General features: G+C 52.1%; 16 protein-coding genes. 8 read left to right on the top strand and 8 right to left on the bottom strand.

Features of this window, described 5'->3' with window-relative positions:
* Positions 1–5 precede the first annotated feature (5 nt).
* Positions 6–944: a LysR family transcriptional regulator gene (locus MPHASIOC01_RS12210; protein WP_353614739.1), complete on the bottom strand. Its 939-nt coding sequence runs from the start codon at positions 942–944 to the stop codon at positions 6–8.
* An 87-nt stretch (positions 945–1,031) separates the two neighbouring features.
* Complete coding sequence (locus MPHASIOC01_RS12205; protein ID WP_064594987.1) at positions 1,032–1,610, bottom strand: DedA family protein; 579 nt, start codon at positions 1,608–1,610, stop codon at positions 1,032–1,034.
* 201 nt (positions 1,611–1,811) lie between these two features.
* Here MPHASIOC01_RS12205 and MPHASIOC01_RS12200 point away from each other — a divergent pair, with 201 nt between their 5' ends.
* Entirely contained in the window at positions 1,812–2,402 is a 591-nt protein-coding gene (locus MPHASIOC01_RS12200) for a Yip1 family protein (protein ID WP_064594985.1), read from the top strand.
* 296 nt (positions 2,403–2,698) lie between these two features.
* Positions 2,699–3,796, top strand: a complete 1,098-nt coding sequence (gene pbpG, locus MPHASIOC01_RS12195) for a D-alanyl-D-alanine endopeptidase (RefSeq protein ID WP_269448051.1) — start codon at positions 2,699–2,701, stop codon at positions 3,794–3,796.
* Between the two features lie 40 nt (positions 3,797–3,836).
* Here the strand turns inward: pbpG and dld are convergent, their stop codons facing one another.
* Positions 3,837–5,573 carry a D-lactate dehydrogenase gene (dld, locus tag MPHASIOC01_RS12190; RefSeq protein WP_353614738.1) on the bottom strand — a complete coding sequence of 579 codons (1,737 nt, stop codon included), beginning with the start codon at positions 5,571–5,573 and terminating at the stop codon, positions 3,837–3,839.
* Between the two features lie 196 nt (positions 5,574–5,769).
* On the opposite strand from dld, the gene bglX reads away from it, so the two are divergent.
* The 5 genes from bglX to MPHASIOC01_RS12165 all read left to right on the top strand — a co-directional run bounded on the left by bglX (position 5,770) and on the right by MPHASIOC01_RS12165 (position 11,974).
* Entirely contained in the window at positions 5,770–8,067 is a 2,298-nt protein-coding gene (gene bglX / locus MPHASIOC01_RS12185) for a beta-glucosidase BglX (protein WP_064594979.1), read from the top strand.
* Positions 8,068–8,220: 153 nt separating this feature from the next.
* On the top strand, positions 8,221–9,141 hold the full coding sequence (locus MPHASIOC01_RS12180; protein WP_064594977.1) for an ABC transporter substrate-binding protein: 921 nt from the start codon (positions 8,221–8,223) through the stop codon (positions 9,139–9,141).
* Positions 9,131–10,309, top strand: a complete 1,179-nt coding sequence (locus MPHASIOC01_RS12175) for an ABC transporter permease (RefSeq protein ID WP_353614737.1) — start codon at positions 9,131–9,133, stop codon at positions 10,307–10,309. The genes MPHASIOC01_RS12180 and MPHASIOC01_RS12175 overlap by 11 nt, the downstream gene beginning before the upstream one ends.
* Complete coding sequence (locus MPHASIOC01_RS12170) at positions 10,302–11,243, top strand: ABC transporter ATP-binding protein (protein WP_064594975.1); 942 nt, start codon at positions 10,302–10,304, stop codon at positions 11,241–11,243. Before MPHASIOC01_RS12175 ends, MPHASIOC01_RS12170 begins: the two co-directional genes overlap by 8 nt.
* The gene (locus tag MPHASIOC01_RS12165; protein ID WP_064594974.1) at positions 11,240–11,974 is read left to right on the top strand and encodes an ABC transporter permease; all 735 of its coding nucleotides are present in this window, start codon (positions 11,240–11,242) and stop codon (positions 11,972–11,974) included. Before MPHASIOC01_RS12170 ends, MPHASIOC01_RS12165 begins: the two co-directional genes overlap by 4 nt.
* Here MPHASIOC01_RS12165 and MPHASIOC01_RS12160 read toward each other — a convergent pair.
* From MPHASIOC01_RS12160 to metG, 5 genes are all read right to left on the bottom strand, one after another.
* A complete protein-coding gene (locus MPHASIOC01_RS12160; RefSeq protein WP_036114808.1) occupies positions 11,955–12,062 on the bottom strand; it encodes a protein YohO in 108 nt (35 codons plus the stop codon). The two genes, MPHASIOC01_RS12165 and MPHASIOC01_RS12160, sit on opposite strands and share 20 nt — an antisense overlap.
* 125 nt (positions 12,063–12,187) lie before the next feature.
* A complete protein-coding gene (locus MPHASIOC01_RS12155) occupies positions 12,188–12,886 on the bottom strand; it encodes a metalloregulator ArsR/SmtB family transcription factor (RefSeq protein WP_353614736.1) in 699 nt (232 codons plus the stop codon).
* On the bottom strand, positions 12,883–13,275 hold the full coding sequence (locus MPHASIOC01_RS12150) for an amino acid-binding protein (protein ID WP_353614735.1): 393 nt from the start codon (positions 13,273–13,275) through the stop codon (positions 12,883–12,885). The genes MPHASIOC01_RS12155 and MPHASIOC01_RS12150 overlap by 4 nt, the downstream gene beginning before the upstream one ends.
* Positions 13,268–13,591, bottom strand: a complete 324-nt coding sequence (locus tag MPHASIOC01_RS12145) for an antibiotic biosynthesis monooxygenase (protein ID WP_064594968.1) — start codon at positions 13,589–13,591, stop codon at positions 13,268–13,270. The genes MPHASIOC01_RS12150 and MPHASIOC01_RS12145 overlap by 8 nt, the downstream gene beginning before the upstream one ends.
* Before the next feature lie 385 nt (positions 13,592–13,976).
* Entirely contained in the window at positions 13,977–16,004 is a 2,028-nt protein-coding gene (gene metG, locus MPHASIOC01_RS12140) for a methionine--tRNA ligase (RefSeq protein ID WP_353614734.1), read from the bottom strand.
* A gap of 276 nt (positions 16,005–16,280) precedes the next feature.
* On the opposite strand from metG, the gene apbC reads away from it, so the two are divergent.
* Positions 16,281–17,390: an iron-sulfur cluster carrier protein ApbC gene (gene apbC, locus MPHASIOC01_RS12135; protein ID WP_064594964.1), complete on the top strand. Its 1,110-nt coding sequence runs from the start codon at positions 16,281–16,283 to the stop codon at positions 17,388–17,390.
* Positions 17,391–17,428: the final 38 nt, after the last annotated feature.

The raw sequence follows: 17,428 nt of genomic DNA, 5'->3' as shown, positions 1-17,428 counted from the left end.
GGCGCTCAGGCCGCCTGCTTTAATGAATACTTCGCCAAATGGTGACTCATCAGGTCCCGCAACCACATCAGTGCCGGGTCGCTATTATGGCGCTGGTGCCAGCTTAAGGCGAGTTGTGCCGGGGGAATGTCCACCGGAACCGGGCTGGCGCTTAGACCCCAGTGCGCCTGCCAGAGCGGAGCCAGCGCCGCAGGGACAGTCGCAATTCCTGGCTGGCTGCACAGCAGGCCGGGCAGTGCGGCAAAATGCGCTGTGGTATAGCTAATCTGGCGGGCCAGACCCTGTTTGGCTAGCCGGGTATCAACCTGGCTGCTGACTGCTTCGCGGTTGCTCACGGCAAAATGCGGCCACGCCAGGTAATCGTCCTGGGTTAACGGGCCCTTCAACGGCACTTGCTGTGGGTGCCAGAGCGCGACAAAAGGTATTGCCAGTAAAGGTGTGCTTTCCAGCCAGCGTGGCCCGCCTTCAGCCATATTCACCACCATATCCATCTCTCCCCCTTCCAGGTTGCTCTGGTCGGTGAACGAGTCGCTGGCGATTACGTTTAACTGGAACCCTGGAGCCTGTTGGCGAACCAGGGGGAATAATACCGGCATCAGCCAGGTTTCAACCCAGTCTGCCATGCCAAGCGTAATGGTAGCCCTGGCCGTTGCCGGGTTAAAATCTGACGGGTGGAATAGCGTTGACTGCAACTGCTCCAGCAGGGGCATTAATTCGCAGTGGAGTGCGTCCGCCCGGGCAGTGGGTTGCATCCGGTGCCCACTACGAATAAACAGCGGGTCATCAAACATTTCCCGAAGCCTTGCCAGCGAACCACTTACTGCAGGCTGCCCCAGGTGCAGCTTATCTGCGGCCAGAGAAACACTTTGCTCACGGTAAAGCACAGCAAAAGCCACTAACAGGTTCAAATCAATTTTTCTGAAATCATTTTCTTTGATAGTCATATCGCCTCCCATTAGTGGTGGTGATGCTAGCGCGCATACCGCCAGGATGCAATGTTTTGCTGCTCTGCGGCAATCAATCCCTGGTGATTATTTTTTGGCATGCTTATGGCGTTTTTTTTGCCACCAGAACCGCCAGATAATCAGCGCGACAACCACCAGGAGCATCGCAGGCCAAATCAGGTGTTTTATCTGGCTATTAAATTGGTGTAACCACGGCATCACAACTTCCCCACCCAGATAACCCAGCGTGGTGAACAGTGTTGCCCAAATAGCCGCACCAAGAATATTCAGAGGGAAAAAAATACGCGGTGGCAAACGGCTGATGCCAATCAGTATCGGGCCAATAACGCGAAACCCGTACATAAAGCGAGAGCCAATCACGAACAGGTACGGGTGGTTGATTATTATCTTGCGGGCGCGTGAGATATGCTTGCGGTGTTTTCGAAAACGATAGAGCACGCGTGTTCCGTAATGCCGGCCTACCAGGTAGAGTACCTGGTCACCCAGCATACCGCCAAGGGCAACACAGAGCACAACGAAAGGAAATTTTAACAACCCTTGATGCGCCGCCACGCCGCCTAACAGGGTTATGGTTTCTCCCTCTGCCAGGCTGCCAATCAAGAGTGCCGCATAACCGTACTGACTGATAAGACTATGTATATCCATCGTGTTAGGGGTTCTCGTTCTTCCATACCGGGCCCATCGTTTCTTACTATTAACCAGATATGTGCAAAAAATAAACAAAATTTCAACATGCATTATACTAATGATACATGCAGTCTATGGGGCAACGTTTGGCGTTATGCCCTGAAGCTGCTTACCTGATAAGGGTAGCGCGTTTATCGTTCCAGTACATCAGGGGGATTTATGAACCATGTCTGGGGGCTGATGTCCCATCCCGAACGCGAAATGCAGTCGATTAAACAGGAAAATGAAACTGTCTCCCACCATTATACACACCATGTCTTATTAATGGCCGCTGTACCCGTTTTGTGCACATTTATTGGTACCACTCAGTTTGGCTGGCGTTTCGGAAATGATATTGCCGTAAAACTAATGCCTTCAACCGCCCTGGTACTGGCGGTGGTATTCTATGCTCTTATCCTGGCGGGTGTGGCATTAATGGGGCGAGTTATTTGGTGGATGGCCCGTTATTATCCGGACAGGCCAGCATTTAAACGTTGTATGGTGTTTGCCGGTTATGTGGCGACACCCTTGATGTTAAGCGGCGTGGTTGGGTTGTGGCCGGTCGTCTGGTTATGTGCATTAATTGGCACGGTTGCGTTGTTTTACACAGGCTATCTGCTCTATGTGGGCATTCCTGCGTTCCTGAATATCAGTAAATCTGAAGGGATTAACTTCTCCAGTTCCACGCTGGCAATAGGGATACTGGTGCTCGAAGTGTTACTGGCTATTACCGTCCTGCTGTGGGGCTATGGTTACCGGTTATTCAGTTAGTGCCAGTCGTTGTTTATACCGGGGCTGTCTGGCCCCGGTTAACCTGTTTTCGCCTGTTGTGCTGCACAGCTTTTATCCCCGAATTCCGCTTTTATACTCCGCCAACCAGGGGCGCGCCAGGCGCTGACACTGACGCCCTGGCTCAAATTGTTTTTTAGAGAATAAATTGCAGTATTTAATAACGAATCTTCGCTGGCGGTTACCACAGACTGCGGAGTATTATTCTGGCGCCAGCGCCTTTCCAGAGCGCGGTGTGCGTAGTATCGCGCAGAGATAACCCTGTTGAATTTGTTGCCATGCATAAAAATATTCGCCTTACTTTGCTTAGTGTCGCTCTTTTTAGTGCGGTGCCTTATGTGTTTGCCGGGCAGGCAACAGGCACTGTTACCCATACAAAAACACATAAAACAGTTCATCACACAGCTCATACAAAACACGCCACTGCCAGCAAAAAGGCGGAGGCAAAGAAAACGGTACACCACGCATCACATAAAGTGGCGCGTACCACTGCACATCATGCCACTGCGCGAGCCAAACCAGTCTCTCATGCCGTGGCAGCCAGCCAGCCACAAATTGCCTCAGGGAGCGCCATGGTGGTTGACCTTGCCGATGGCAAAGTGCTTTATGCCAGCCACCCGGACAAGGTAAGGCCTATTGCGTCGCTCACCAAACTGATGACGGCGATGGTGGTACTGGATGCCCACCAGCCCATGAATGATATGTTGTCTGTGGATATCAGCCATACACCGGAAATGCGTGGTGTTTTTTCACGGGTCAAGCTCAACAGTGAAATCAGCCGTCGCAATATGTTGCTACTGGCTTTGATGTCTTCAGAAAACCGTGCCGCAGCAAGTCTTGCCGCGCATTACCCGGGTGGATACGATGCTTTTATTCGCGCCATGAATGCCAAAGCGCGGGCATTGGGTATGACCCACACACATTATGTAGAGCCTACCGGGTTATCGCCGAGCAACGTGTCAACCGCACGGGATCTGTCCAGGCTGGTGATGGCAAGCCGCCAGTACCCACTGATTGGTGAACTCAGCACCACAAAGGAAGATGAAGCGCAGTTCAGTCACCCGAACTACAGCCTGCCATTTCGTAATACTAACCACCTTATCTTCCGGAATAACTGGGATATTCAGCTCACCAAAACCGGCTATACCGATAAAGCTGGCCACTGTCTGGTGATGCGTACTGTAATCAATAAGCGTCCGGTGGCGCTGGTGGTTTTGGATGCGTTCGGGAAATACACCCACTTTGCTGATGCCAGCCGGATTCGTACCTGGCTGGAGACCGGGAAGGCGATGCCAGTACCTGCGGCCGCACTGGCTTATAAGCAAGAGAAAGCTACCGATATGGCAAGTAACGAACTGACTCAGACAGAGGAATAAGCTGTTTGGCACCTGGCGGGTAACCGCCAGGTGTATCAACTTAACCTTGCTCGTTGGGTGTTTTCTGTGGAGCCTGCCAGTTTTTCAGTTTACTGGTTTTACCAATCCCCGGGTTCATACTGTTGGTAGGGTCGTTTTTCTTGTAGAAGGCTTGCAGGGCAGGTGGTGCTGCGTATAAATGCCCAACATTATGTTCTGCCGGGTATTGCGCGCCACGCTCACGTAACAGAACCAGCATCTGCTCTTTAAGTGCGTGGACATCAACGCCTTTTTTCACAATATAGTCCTGATGGAACACATGGCACATAAAGTGCCCGTAGTAGAGCTTGTGCAGTATCTGGCTGTTCAGTTCTGCTGGCAGGTGTTCAAACCAGTCGGTGTCATTACGGCGCAGGGCAATATCCAGTGCCAGAATATCCTCAACTTCATCTGCATGAACCGCATGGTAACGTATCGCCGCCCCGGCAGCTGCAAACCGGTGTAAAAAGGCTTTCGCCCCTTCTTCCGGGGTACAGACAAAAAAGTCGCCTTCGGCATCGTGAAAATAACGTTCCAGGAAATTTTGCGCTTCGGCAATACCATCACCGGCCATTTTTAGTAACAAGTGGTGCTCATATTTCTGGCGCCACTCCTGCATTCTTGAAGGTAAATGGTTGGGAAAATAACCACTGATTTTTTGCATAAAACGGTCAGTGAAATGGGGTTTAAACAGGTGGTGTTTTTCCAGTATGGCATCGGTACGGCCCTTGAGGCTGAACAACGCTGGCATCTTATCGGTGCCCAGTTTGTCTATCATCAGGAAGGTATCTTTACCGTAGGTTTGGGCAATATCGTAGATATCCCGGTGCATATATTCTCCGGCTACCGGGAGGTGGGTAAATTCAGCCAGCATATGGCGACGTAACTCGGTCAGCACCTGTGTCTGATTGGTGCCGATATAAAACACCTGTTGTTGTTTTTCGGCGGCAAAGGTATCGAGACGCACAGCAAAAACCGCCAGTTTCCCTGCACAACCGGAAGCTTCAAACAACCGGTCAGGGTCGGCGTTGTAGCGTGAAGGCGTGTTGGCATCGACCTGGCGTACCCGGTGTTGGTAGTCGTTATCAGAAGCACGCCGCTCATCATGTTGTATTCGTTCGGGGGGGATTTTTTCATCATCCAGGCGCGACAGAATTTGTTCAGGTGTTTCACCCAGGTCAATACCCAGGTGGTTAACCAAATGCAACTGCCCCTGGCTGTCAATTTGCGCATACAAAGCCATTTCGGTGTAAGCCGGGCCGCGTTGCACTAAGGAACCACCAGAGTTGTTGCACACACCACCCATAACCGATGCACCAATACAGGAAGATCCAATCACAGAATGGGGTTCGCGCCCCAGGGGTTTCAGTGCTTTTTCCAGTTGGTACAATGTGGTTCCCGGCCAGGCCACTACTTGCAGGCCGTTATCCAGTAAGTGAAGTTTGTTCAGACGCAAGGTACTGATAATGACAATATCACGGTCATAATCGTTACCATTTGGGGTGGAACCTTCCGTTAAACCGGTGTTGGCTGCCTGCATCAGAATGATTTTGTCAGTGGCGACACAAGCCTTGAGTACCTGCCATAAAGACAGGAGCGAGCCAGGAAACACCACGGCGAGAGCCTCTCCCTCACCAGAACGGAAGCCTTTACGGTAGCGCGCCGTGCGTGCCGGATCAGTAAGAACATGATGAGCGCCTACCAGATGTTTGAGTTCAGTTATAAAGGCCAGGTGTTTCGATTTTACAACGTAAGACATGTCCCACTCCTGTGATGAACAAATATCGGCATTAAGCATAGCGCCGAAAAAATCAATTTGTGGAGAGTGATTTTGCAAAACAGATGGATATATCTGGATTATCTTATTTCTTACTCATTCCAGCTTGTGGCAAACTGCGTTTTTTATTTTTCTGTGCGGCGTCAGCCAGGCTCCGCCTTAACCTGAGAGTCAACTTATGAAATGGCTTTGTTCTGTTGGGATTGCAGTAAGCCTTGCTCTGCAACCTGCACTGGCCGATGATTTGTTTGGTCCCCATCCCATGACCACCCAGGCGCGTGATGCTTTTGTCACCAGCCTGCTCAAGAAAATGACTGTCGATGAAAAAATCGGCCAGCTCAGGTTGATTAGCGTCGGGCCAGATAACCCAAAAGAAAAAATTCGTGAAATGATTAAAGAAGGGCATGTAGGAGCCATCTTTAATACAGTAACCCGCCCGGATATTCGTAAAATGCAGGATCAGGTGATGCAACTCAGCCGCCTGAAAATCCCTCTGTTTTTTGCCTATGATGTGGTGCATGGTCAGCGCACCGTCTTCCCAATAAGCCTGGGGCTGGCTTCCACCTTTGACCTTGACGCAGTGCGGACTGTGGGGCGTATTTCTGCCTGGGAAGCCGCCGATGACGGTCTGAATATGACCTGGGCGCCTATGGTGGATGTGAGCCGCGACCCTCGCTGGGGGCGGGTATCCGAAGGGTTCGGTGAAGATACTTATCTCACATCCATAATGGGCAGCACCATGGTTGAATCTATGCAGGGGAAAAGCCCGGCAGACCGTTACTCAGTCATGACCAGTGTGAAACACTTCGCCGCATACGGCGCGGTAGAGGGTGGTAAAGAGTACAACACAGTGGATATGAGCCCTCAGCGGTTATTCAACGACTATTTACCGCCTTATAAAGCCGGGCTGGATGCCGGCAGTGGCGGGGTGATGATTGCCCTGAATTCACTGAATGGCACCCCGGCGACTTCCGACTCCTGGTTACTTAAAGATGTGCTGCGCAAAGAGTGGGGCTTTAAGGGCATTACTATCTCCGATCATGGTGCAATCAAAGAGTTAATTAACCACGGCGTGGCCAGTGATCCGCAAGACGCCGTGCGCATCGCGCTCAAAGCCGGTATAGACATGAGCATGGGAGATGAATACTACAGTAAATACTTACCCGGTCTGATTAAAAGTGGCGCGGTCACTATGGCGGAGCTCGATGACGCTACACGCCATGTGCTGAACGTAAAATATGATATGGGGTTATTTAACGATCCCTATGTTCACCTTGGCCCGAAAGGTAGCGACCCGGTCGATACCAACGCAGAAAGCCGTCTGCATCGCAAAGAAGCCCGGGAAGTTGCTCGTGAAAGTCTGGTGCTCCTGAAAAACCGCCTGCACACACTGCCGCTGAAAAAACAGGGTACCATTGCGGTTATTGGACCACTGGCCGACAGCCAGCGAGACATGATGGGCAGTTGGTCGGCTGCAGGTGTCGCCAGCCAGTCAGTGAGTGTATTGCAGGGGATTAAAAATGCCGCAGGCAACAGTGCGCACATTGTTTACGCGCGTGGCGCCAATATTTCTAACCACCAGGGCATTATTGATTTCCTGAACTCTTATGAGAAAGCCGTGCAACAGGACCCGCGTTCACCACAGGCCATGATAGACGAAGCCGTGAACACAGCGAAAAGCGCCGATGTTGTCGTGGCGGTTGTGGGAGAATCGCAGGGAATGGCTCATGAAGCATCCAGCAGAACCAATATTACCATTCCACAAAGCCAGCGCGACCTGATTGCCGCGCTGAAAGCAACCGGTAAACCGCTGGTGCTGGTTCTGATGAATGGCCGCCCGCTGGCGCTGGTGAAAGAACAACAGCAGGCAGATGCGATGCTGGAAACCTGGTTCGCCGGAACAGAAGGGGGCAATGCCATCGCTGATGTGCTGTTTGGCGACTACAACCCTTCAGGCAAATTACCCATGTCTTTCCCGCGTTCAGTTGGGCAAATTCCAGTTTATTACAGCCACCTGAATACTGGCCGGCCTTATAACCCGGAAAAACCGGATAAATACACGTCACACTATTTCGATGAAGCAAACGGCCCGCTGTTCCCCTTCGGCTATGGCCTGAGTTACACCACGTTTCAGGTGTCCGACGTAAAAATGTCCTCACCGGTTATGAAACGGGATGGAACGGTTACGGCGAGTGTGACTGTCACCAACACCGGCGACCGGGAAGGGGCAACCGTAGTGCAGCTCTATTTGCAGGATGTTACCGCCAGTATGAGCCGCCCGGTAAAAATGTTACGCGGGTTTAAGAAAGTAACCCTCAAACCTCACGAAACCCAGACCGTCAGCTTCCCGGTCGATATCAATGCACTGAAGTTCTGGAATGCCCGCATGCAATATGTCGCGGAGCCGGGCAAATTCAACGTCTTTATCGGCCTGGATTCTGAGCGGGTGAAACAAGGTTCATTTGACTTGCTGTAAACCATGGCGTTACCGTTAGTAACGGGCTGTCACCGTGCCAGGTGATGGCCCGTTTTGTTTTACGCACAGATTTTTCTGCCCGGCGTCCACTTACAGAGATATTCCGCTATCCTTATTTTTCATGCAGTTGACGAACAGAGAAACGGAGAGAAAATGAAAACAAGCACCCTGTGGTCATCATGTTTACTGGGCACTGTACTGGTTATGGCTTTACCCGCACAGGCAGCTGGCCCGGTGAAAGTCGGTTCGAAAATTGATACGGAAGGCGCATTACTGGGGAATATTATTCTGCAAGTACTGAATGCTCATGGTGTGAAAACAGAGAATAAAATCCAGTTGGGAACAACACCGGTAGTGCGTGGCGCAATTATCTCAGGTGCGCTGGATATTTACCCTGAATATACCGGGAACGGTGCCTTTTTCTTTAATGAGGCCAGTTCCCCTGCCTGGAAAAACCCGCAACAGGGTTATGAAAAAGTCAAACAACTGGATGCGGCGAAAAACCACCTGGTCTGGCTGACACCCGCTCCGGCGAACAATACCTGGACCATTGCGGTACGTGACGATGTAGCCGAGAAAAACCATCTCACCTCCCTTAATGACCTGAGTCGTTACCTGAAAGAGGGGGGCACATTCAAACTGGCGGCTTCTGCCGAATTTATTGAACGGCCTGATGCCCTGCCTGCTTTCGAAAAAGCCTATGGATTTACCCTGTCACAAGACCAGTTATTGTCTCTGGCAGGTGGTGATACAGCCGTGACTATTAAAGCGGCCGCCCAAAATACTTCAGGTGTGAACGCCGCGATGGCTTATGGCACCGATGGCCCGTTAGCTGCACTGGGGCTGCGCACCCTGAGCGACCCAAAAGGTACGCAGCCTGTCTATGCACCTGCTCCGGTTATTCGTGAAGCGGTACTTAAAGAACACCCCGGTATTGCCGCCTGGTTAAAACCGGTATTTGGCGCGCTGGATGAAAAAACTTTGCAGCAACTCAATGCCCGTATTGCAGTGGAAGGTGTGGATGCAGGTACAGTGGCGCAGACCTGGCTTAAGGCTCATCATTTTGTTGACTAGGTTGTGGCATAACGTTATTGGCCGTTTTCGTCAGAACCCGGTGCTCTGGGTTCTGGTGGCATTGTTAGTGATTACCGTGCTGTGTTTGCCTGTACTCACCATGGCACCCAACCGCCTGCTGAGCGGCCAGCCTGTAATGCTGGACGGGCTGGTGCCATATTCAACAGCCGCGCTGTTTCTGGTAGCGGTTGTGCTGCTGGTATTCAGCTTGCCGCACCATCGCCCGGTGGTGTTGCTGTTATTCGAAGTGTTATTTGTTGGCTGGCTGTTCGCTTGTGGTTTTTGGGCGAACCACCTGGCGGGCGAGGCTCATCCTTATGCCAGAGTATCACTGGCAAGCGGCTCCTGGCTGGTGCTGGCAATCAGCCTGATGGGGTTTAGTGAATCAGCACGCACCCTTTCCATGAAACCCGCCCTGCGCGCCATACTCTACCTGCAATTGTGGCTGATTCCGCTGGCCTTGTTATATACCGGCCATTTTGATGGCCTGTCTTTGCTGAAAGAGTACGCCAACCGTAAATCTGTGTTTGATGATGCATTACTGCGCCATCTGGTACTGACATTCGGCACCTTACTGCCTGCGCTGGTTATTGGCATTCCACTGGGTTTATATCTGCACCGTACCCCGCAGGCGCAGTCTTCTGTGTTCGGCGTGCTGAATGTGATTCAAACCATACCTTCTGTCGCCATGTTTGGACTACTGATAGCGCCACTTTCGGCCCTGGGGAGTGCATTGCCGTGGTTAGGCTCTTTGGGGGTGAGTGGCATAGGCGTGGCGCCTGCGATCATCGCTCTGGTGTTATATGCGTTGTTGCCACTGGTGCGCGGTGTGGTTGCAGGGCTGGAGCAAGTGCCACAGGCGGTGAAAGAGAGTGCACAGGGAAATGGTATGACACCATGGCAATGTTTTGTACAGGTCGAAGTCCCGCTGGCATTACCCGTGTTGTTACGTAATTTACGCGTGGTCACAGTGCAGACTACAGGCATGGCAGTAGTGGCGGCACTGATTGGCGCTGGTGGGTTTGGCGCATTGATTTTTCAGGGGTTATCTGCCAGCGCTCAGTCACTGGTCCTGCTGGGCGTTATCCCTGTAGTGGCACTGGCAGTGCTGGCCGACCGCATTTTCAACCTGCTTATTCACCGGCTGGAGCATAATCACCATGATTGAATTTGAACATGTCACCAAAGCCTTTCATGGCAAAGCGGCTGTCAGTGATGTTTCGCTGAATTTTGCCGAGGGGGCATTCAGTGTGCTGGTGGGCACATCCGGTTCAGGTAAATCCACTACGCTGAAAATGATTAACCGTATGGTGGATTTTGACAGTGGCATGATTCGCTTTGCCGGTGAACCGGTAACCCGCCATCCGGTTACCACTTTACGTCGGCGTATGGGTTACGCCATTCAGTCTATTGGCTTGTTTCCTCACTGGACCGTGGCTGAAAATATTGCCACTGTGCCACGTTTGCTGAACTGGTCGGGTAAAAAAATACACAGCCGGGTTATAGAGTTACTGGAGTTACTTAATCTGGATCCGGCGGTGTTTTACCAGCGTTATCCCCATCAGCTTTCAGGCGGCCAGCAACAACGGGTTGGCGTGGCACGGGCACTGGCAGCCGACCCGGAAGTGTTATTAATGGATGAACCTTTTGGCGCGCTGGATCCTGTTACCCGTAGCAGCCTTCAACAGGAGATCCTGCGGGTGCAACGTGCCCAGGGGCGCACCATCATTCTGGTCACTCATGATATTGACGAAGCGCTGGCGCTTGCCGACCATCTCGTCTTGATGGACAACGGCAAAGTGGTGCAACAGGGTGCGCCGGATACCTTGTTGCGCCAGCCTGCCAGCGATTTTGTTCGTGGTTTTTTTGGTGACAGCGACCGGGGTATTCGCCTGTTAGGTTTGTACCGGGTGAAAAACCTGGTACGCCAGGGGGAAGCACCCAGTGACGGGCAGCCTGTTACTGTGGCGTTATCTTTGCGTGAAGCGTTGTCTGCATTCATTCAGCAGGCACGGTCCGTTCTGCCTGTGGTTAATGACGCAGGTGAAGTAGTAGGGAATCTGCATCTGCAGGATGTGATTCACCAGGGTGTGACACCATGAACACACTGCTGCGCTCACCTCTGTTCTGGCTGGTACTGCTGTTTCTCGGGCTGTTGTTTGGCATGCCATACAGTGGCCCGCTGTTTCATTACCTGTTCCCGGCGCTGGAACGCCCGGTATGGCAGCAATCCAGCTTTATCTCACTGGCATGGGCGCATTTGGTTCTGGTGGCAATTTCGAGTGCCTGCGCTGTTCTCGTTGCGGGAGGCGTGGGGATTCTGGTCTCCCGTCCGGCCGGTGAGCCTTTTCGTCACCTGGTTCAAACACTGGCGGCGGCAGGGCAAACATTTCCCCCGGTAGCAGTGCTGGCAGTAGCGGTGCCGGTAATGGGGTTTGGTAGCGAACCCGCGATGCTGGCTCTGTTTCTGTATGGTTTATTGCCGGTTTTGCAGGGCACACTGGCCGGGCTGAATGCAGTACCGGCAGAAGTCAAAGAAGTGGCTCAGGGGATGGGGATGCGCCCCAGTCAGGTGTTACTGAAAGTGGAGTTACCTCTGGCTGCACCCGTGATTATTGCAGGTATCCGCACATCGGTCATTATCAATATTGGTACCGCTGCTATTGCCTCAACAGTGGGGGCGAAAACCTTGGGCACCCCGGTTATTGTGGGGTTGAGCGGTTTTAATACCGCTTACGTTATTCAGGGGGCAGTGCTGGTAGCGCTGGCTGCAGTAATAGTGGACCAGGTGTTCGGGTGCCTGCAACGCAGGCTTACTGGCTATGTAAAATAAAGGTATAACCGGCGAGCATCACACCGCCAATACCGCCAAGCGCCATCAAAACCATACCGGCAATCAGAAAAAATCGCGTTACTTTCATTATTGGGCTCCTTAATGTTAACAGGGCGATTATAAAGTGAAACAGGCGCGTTACATAAGGCTTTGTGTACCAGAAGGGGCAAACAGGCGGTATGGTAATAAAAACGGCCTGTGCGGTAGCGATGGTCAGGAGAAGTAAAAAATGCGCCGCAGTGCTTTTTCCCCCGCAGGCGTTATGGTCACTTCACGGTAACCTGGCGTACGCACCAGCCAGTTGTTTTGTTCAAAAGTACGCAATAATGCCGCGCCAGTTTCACCACCAGCATGAAACTGCCGCTCGCTCCAGTCCAGGCATGCCGCACAGGGTTTACGCCTGCTGGCGGTATTGAGCGTGATCCCTGCCTGCAAAAAGGCCTGGGTTCCCTTAGGGGTTAATGCACAGCCATCCGGGGTTATCCATTCTGCCTGGCGCATGAACTGGTAAATCTTTACCGCAACCTCCCCCGCCAGGTGATCGTAGCAGGTACGGGCATGGCGCAACATCGCCGGCGCACGGCTTTCAGGTGCCTGCACCTGCTGTGTTGAAATGCACATCATGGATTCGAGCAGTGCCGCAATATCGTGCCCGGCCAGCCGGTAATACCGGTGGCGGCCCTGAGTGACGCACTGCACCAGCCCACTTTTTAACAGTTTTGCCAGATGAGCGCTGGCGGTCGATGCCGCAATATGTGTGGTGGCGCTCAGTTCGGTTGCTGTCCATGCTCGTCCGTCCATCAGGGCACAGAGCATCGTGGCACGGGAAGCGTCAGAGATGGCGCTGGCCACCTCTGCAATACGTTGTTCGACAGAGAGTGTGTTGGGCTGTATTGCCTGTGCTTGTGTCATGGTGTGGGGGTATCCCATTGCGTTGTCACTTCCCGGGCCTGTGCATTGTTATCTGTCAGCAAAATTAAGCGATTATGGTGGTCACTGTACTGCACGAGAATATTAATGTCATGGTCTGACAATACTGTGGCGATGGCACCTAATTCGCCAGGTTTTTCCTGTTTTAATTTTCTAATCACTGGCCGGGTTACTGCCAGTACGGTAAAACCGGCCTGTTGCAGTACCTGTTGCGCCTGTTCACCATCTTCAACTAAAAAATGGGCGTGGCTGATGCGTTCAGCCGCAAACACCCCTCCGCCTTCCAGGCCAATTCCATTTTCACCCAGTATTTTACCCATGGCTGCCAGTGCGCCGGACGTATTATTCAGAACCAGATGGATATCAAACATTATGTTGTGCTCCTGCGTTTAACGAGTAATCACGTAATACCTCCGCCACCCGAATTCGGTAACTGGCAAAAATTGTCTGGCGTCCTTCCTCCTGTGCAGCCAGGTGTGACATATGGTTTTTCCATGTGATCACTGCTTCGGCATCGCGCCACCAGGAGAGTGACAAAATCTTGCCTGGTGTGCTAAGGCTGTGAAAACGTTCAATAGCAATGAAACCATCAATGTTTTTTAGTTCCGGTTTCAGGGCTTCAGCCAGTTCCAGGTAACGTGGTTGTGCATCAGGGTGCGTTTCGGCTTCAAAAAGTACGGCAATCATGAGGCTCTCCATTGGGGTATTATGGCGAGCAGTGTAAGAAACCGGAGCAGTGAATGCTTCGTAAGCCAGCGAAATGTGGATGAACGGAAAGGCCGCGGAGCAGGCAGCAAAAACAGGTGGCAATAAAAAAGGGAGAACGTATTCCCCCTTCAGCGTGATGAAAAAGAAGGAAAAAGCGTGGTTTTTCCTTCTTTTTAGTTAGCAGCCGAAAATCAATAAATTGATTTTCCTGGTTTTTTATTGGGTGGCATCTTCTCGTTTTGTGCGGACATGAGGTTTGCCATCAGACTCAAGGGAGAACGCATTCTCCCTTTCCGGTTTGGTACTCAGTTTCAGTGTGCCGGATGCGGAATTATACCTGCCCGGCACTGATTAACTGGGTTGCTTATTTTACCTGTTGGCCTGGCTGGGCACCGCTGTCCGGGCTTAACAGGAAAATATCTTTCCCACCAGGGCCTGCGGCCATCACCATGCCTTCAGATACGCCAAAGCGCATTTTGCGTGGTGCCAGGTTGGCAACCATAACGGTCAGGCGACCAGTCAGTACCTGCGGGTCCGGGTAAGCTGAACGGATACCAGAGAAGACATTGCGGGTTTCACCGCCGAGATCCAGTGTCAGGCGCAGCAGTTTATCGGAGCCGTCAACAAACTCCGCGTTCTGGATAAGCGCAATACGCATATCGACTTTAGCAAAGTCATCAAACGTGATGGTGTCCTGAATCGGGTCATCTGCCAGCGGTCCGGTCACTACTTTAGCCGGTGCGGTTTCCTGTCTGGAGTCTTCCACCAGTGCTTCCACTTGTTTCATATCAATACGGTTATACAGCGCTTTGAAGTTGTTCACCTGGTGAGCCAGCAATGGTGTCGCCACTTCATCCCAATTCAGCGTAGTGTTCAGGAAGGCTTCTGCACGCTCTGCCAGTACCGGCAGCACCGGTTTCAGGTAGGTCATCAGCACCCGGAACAGGTTAATACCCATGGAGCAAATTGCCTGTAAGTCTGCATCACGGCCTTCCTGTTTTGCCACCACCCAGGGCGCCTGCTCATCGACATAGCGGTTAGCCTGGTCGGCCAGCGCCATAATTTCGCGAATGGCCCGGCCATATTCACGGCTTTCCCATGCGTCGCCAATGGTTTGAGCCGCGTCCGTAAAGGTTTTGAACAGCACCGGGTCAGCAAGGTTTTCAGCCAGTTGTCCGCCGAAACGTTTAGCGATAAAACCAGCGTTACGCGACGCCAGGTTAACCACTTTGTTGACGATATCAGCGTTAACACGCTGCACGAAATCTTCCAGGTTCAGGTCGATGTCATCAATACGGGAAGAGAGTTTCGCTGCGTAGTAATAGCGCAGGCTGTCGGCATCGAAATGGTTAAGCCAGGTGCTCGCTTTAATAAATGTACCGCGTGACTTGGACATTTTCGCGCCATTTACCGTGACATAACCGTGCACAAACAAGTTGGTTGGTTTGCGGTAACCGCTACCTTCCAGCATGGCAGGCCAGAACAGGCTGTGGAAGTAGACAATATCTTTACCGATAAAGTGATACAGCTCGGAATCGGCGTCTTTATTCCACCAGTCGTCGAAGTTCAGGTCACCACGTTTGTCGCACAGGTTCTTGAATGAACCCATATAACCAATAGGCGCATCCAGCCACACGTAGAAATACTTGCCCGGATCATCAGGAATTTCGAAGCCGAAGTAAGGCGCATCCCGTGAGATATCCCACTGCTGCAGCCCGGCATCGAACCACTCCTGCATTTTATTCGCCACTTGTTCCTGTAATGCGCCAGAGCGGGTCCAGGCACTCAGCATTTCGCTGAAAGCAGGCAGGTCAAAGAAGAAGTGTTCTGATTCGCGCATGACTGGCGTGGCGCCAGAAACCGCCGATTTCGGGTCGATAAGCTCCGTCGGGCTGTAAGTTGCGCCGCACACTTCGCAGTTATCGCCGTACTGATCCGGTGATTTACATTTCGGGCAGGTGCCTTTCACAAAACGGTCCGGCAGGAACATCCCTTTTTCCGGGTCATACAGTTGAGAAATGGTGCGGTTTTTAATAAAGCCGTTTTCTTTCAGACGGGTGTAAATCAACTGCGACAATTCACGGTTTTCATCACTGTGTGTGGAGTGGTAGTTGTCATAGCTGATATTAAAACCGGCGAAATCGGTCTGATGTTCCTGACTCATTTCGGCAATCATCTGCTCCGGGCTGATACCCAGCTGTTGCGCTTTGAGCATGATGGGAGTGCCGTGCGCATCGTCCGCGCAGATGAAATTGACCTGGTGGCCGCGCATTCGCTGGTAACGAACCCAGATATCAGCCTGGATATGCTCCAGCATGTGACCCAGGTGAATGGAGCCGTTAGCGTACGGCAGCGCACACGTTACCAGAATTTTTTTAGCGACTTGAGCCATAGTGACAATTACATCTTTAGTTGTAAAAAGGGGCTTCGATGTTACCCGAAAGGGAGGCGTTTGGTAAGGGTGAAACGGCGACTTTCCGTAACCGCACGGGGATAAAAGCGCAACAGAACACAGATTGAACAGACAAATGCGCAGCTGCATGCAAATGTATGAGAAATTTTTACACCACTACCCGGAGCAGGCTGGAGTTCTGGTATGCTTAGGCCATTGTGCAGTGCTTTTGCGGCCTGCCGGTTCACATCACAAGAATAAAGCAAAGGAGTCGGGATGAACTCTCAATCCCAGGTTAAGTCCCCTGAAGCCATGCGAGCTATGGTGGCCGGGACGCTGGCTAATTTTCAGCACCCAACGCTTAAACATAATCTGACAGCGCTGAAAGCATTGCGCCATGTCACCTGGCTTGATGACACGCTGCATATTGAATTGCAGATGCCATTTGCCTGGGCCAGTGCATTTGAAGAACTGAAAGAGCAATGCAGCGCAGACCTGTTGCGTATTACCGGCGCGAAAGCGGTGGACTGGAAGTTGACGCACCATATTGCCACCATGAAGCGGGTGAAAAATCATCCCGGCATTAATGGTGTTAAGAACATTATTGCGGTCAGTTCGGGCAAAGGCGGGGTGGGTAAATCGTCCACTGCGGTGAACCTGGCGCTGGCGCTGGCGGCAGAAGGGGCAAAAGTAGGGATTCTGGATGCCGATATCTATGGGCCATCTGTTCCCACCATGTTGGGCGCAGAAGCCGAACGCCCCAGTTCCCCTGATGGCACCCATATGGCACCGGTTATGGCTCATGGCCTGGCGACCAATTCAATTGGTTACCTGGTTACTGATGACAACGCCATGGTGTGGCGCGGCCCAATGGCCAGTAAAGCCCTGATGCAACTACTGCAGGAAACTTTGTGGCCGGATCTCGACTATCTGGTGCTGGATATGCCGCCTGGTACGGGGGATATCCAGTTGACGCTGGCGCAAAATATCCCGGTTACCGGAGCCGTGGTGGTCACCACACCTCAGGATATCGCCCTGATTGATGCCCGCAAAGGCATTGTGATGTTTGAGAAAGTTGAAGTACCAGTGCTGGGTGTGGTTGAAAACATGAGCATGCATATTTGCAGCCAGTGTGGTCACCATGAGCCCATCTTCGGTACCGGTGGTGCTGAAAAACTTGCTCAACAATACCACACCACATTATTGGGGCAATTGCCGTTGCATATTACTCTGCGTGAAGACCTGGACCGTGGCACACCAACTGTTATTAGTCGCCCGGAAAGTGAGTTCACCACTATCTACCGTCAACTGGCTGGCCGTGTTGCCGCCCAGATGTACTGGCAGGGTGAAGTTATTCCTGAGGATATCGCCTTCCGCGCGGTGTAATGCCGCACCGGTAGTTAGCTGTCCGTTGCATGCGGGCC

This window comes from Mangrovibacter phragmitis, from assembly GCF_040429585.1.
Taxonomy (GTDB): domain Bacteria; phylum Pseudomonadota; class Gammaproteobacteria; order Enterobacterales; family Enterobacteriaceae; genus Mangrovibacter; species Mangrovibacter phragmitis.
Note: the sequence above shows the minus strand (reverse complement) of the source record. Positions and strands in the feature narration are given on the sequence as shown.

Excerpts from the sequence above, each read along its gene's own strand:
- MPHASIOC01_RS12150 (WP_353614735.1), bottom strand. The coding sequence starts at position 13,275 with ATGTTTGATATCCATCTGGTTCTGAATAATACGTCCGGCGCACTGGCA.
- apbC (WP_064594964.1), top strand. The coding sequence starts at position 16,281 with ATGAACTCTCAATCCCAGGTTAAGTCCCCTGAAGCCATGCGAGCTATG.
- pbpG (WP_269448051.1), top strand. The coding sequence starts at position 2,699 with ATGCATAAAAATATTCGCCTTACTTTGCTTAGTGTCGCTCTTTTTAGT.
- bglX (WP_064594979.1), top strand. The coding sequence starts at position 5,770 with ATGAAATGGCTTTGTTCTGTTGGGATTGCAGTAAGCCTTGCTCTGCAA.
- metG (WP_353614734.1), bottom strand. The coding sequence starts at position 16,004 with ATGGCTCAAGTCGCTAAAAAAATTCTGGTAACGTGTGCGCTGCCGTAC.
- MPHASIOC01_RS12160 (WP_036114808.1), bottom strand. The coding sequence starts at position 12,062 with ATGAAAGTAACGCGATTTTTTCTGATTGCCGGTATGGTTTTGATGGCG.
- MPHASIOC01_RS12205 (WP_064594987.1), bottom strand. The coding sequence starts at position 1,610 with ATGGATATACATAGTCTTATCAGTCAGTACGGTTATGCGGCACTCTTG.
- MPHASIOC01_RS12200 (WP_064594985.1), top strand. The coding sequence starts at position 1,812 with ATGAACCATGTCTGGGGGCTGATGTCCCATCCCGAACGCGAAATGCAG.
- MPHASIOC01_RS12145 (WP_064594968.1), bottom strand. The coding sequence starts at position 13,591 with ATGATTGCCGTACTTTTTGAAGCCGAAACGCACCCTGATGCACAACCA.
- MPHASIOC01_RS12170 (WP_064594975.1), top strand. The coding sequence starts at position 10,302 with ATGATTGAATTTGAACATGTCACCAAAGCCTTTCATGGCAAAGCGGCT.
- MPHASIOC01_RS12155 (WP_353614736.1), bottom strand. The coding sequence starts at position 12,886 with ATGACACAAGCACAGGCAATACAGCCCAACACACTCTCTGTCGAACAA.
- MPHASIOC01_RS12180 (WP_064594977.1), top strand. The coding sequence starts at position 8,221 with ATGAAAACAAGCACCCTGTGGTCATCATGTTTACTGGGCACTGTACTG.
- dld (WP_353614738.1), bottom strand. The coding sequence starts at position 5,573 with ATGTCTTACGTTGTAAAATCGAAACACCTGGCCTTTATAACTGAACTC.
- MPHASIOC01_RS12165 (WP_064594974.1), top strand. The coding sequence starts at position 11,240 with ATGAACACACTGCTGCGCTCACCTCTGTTCTGGCTGGTACTGCTGTTT.
- MPHASIOC01_RS12210 (WP_353614739.1), bottom strand. The coding sequence starts at position 944 with ATGACTATCAAAGAAAATGATTTCAGAAAAATTGATTTGAACCTGTTA.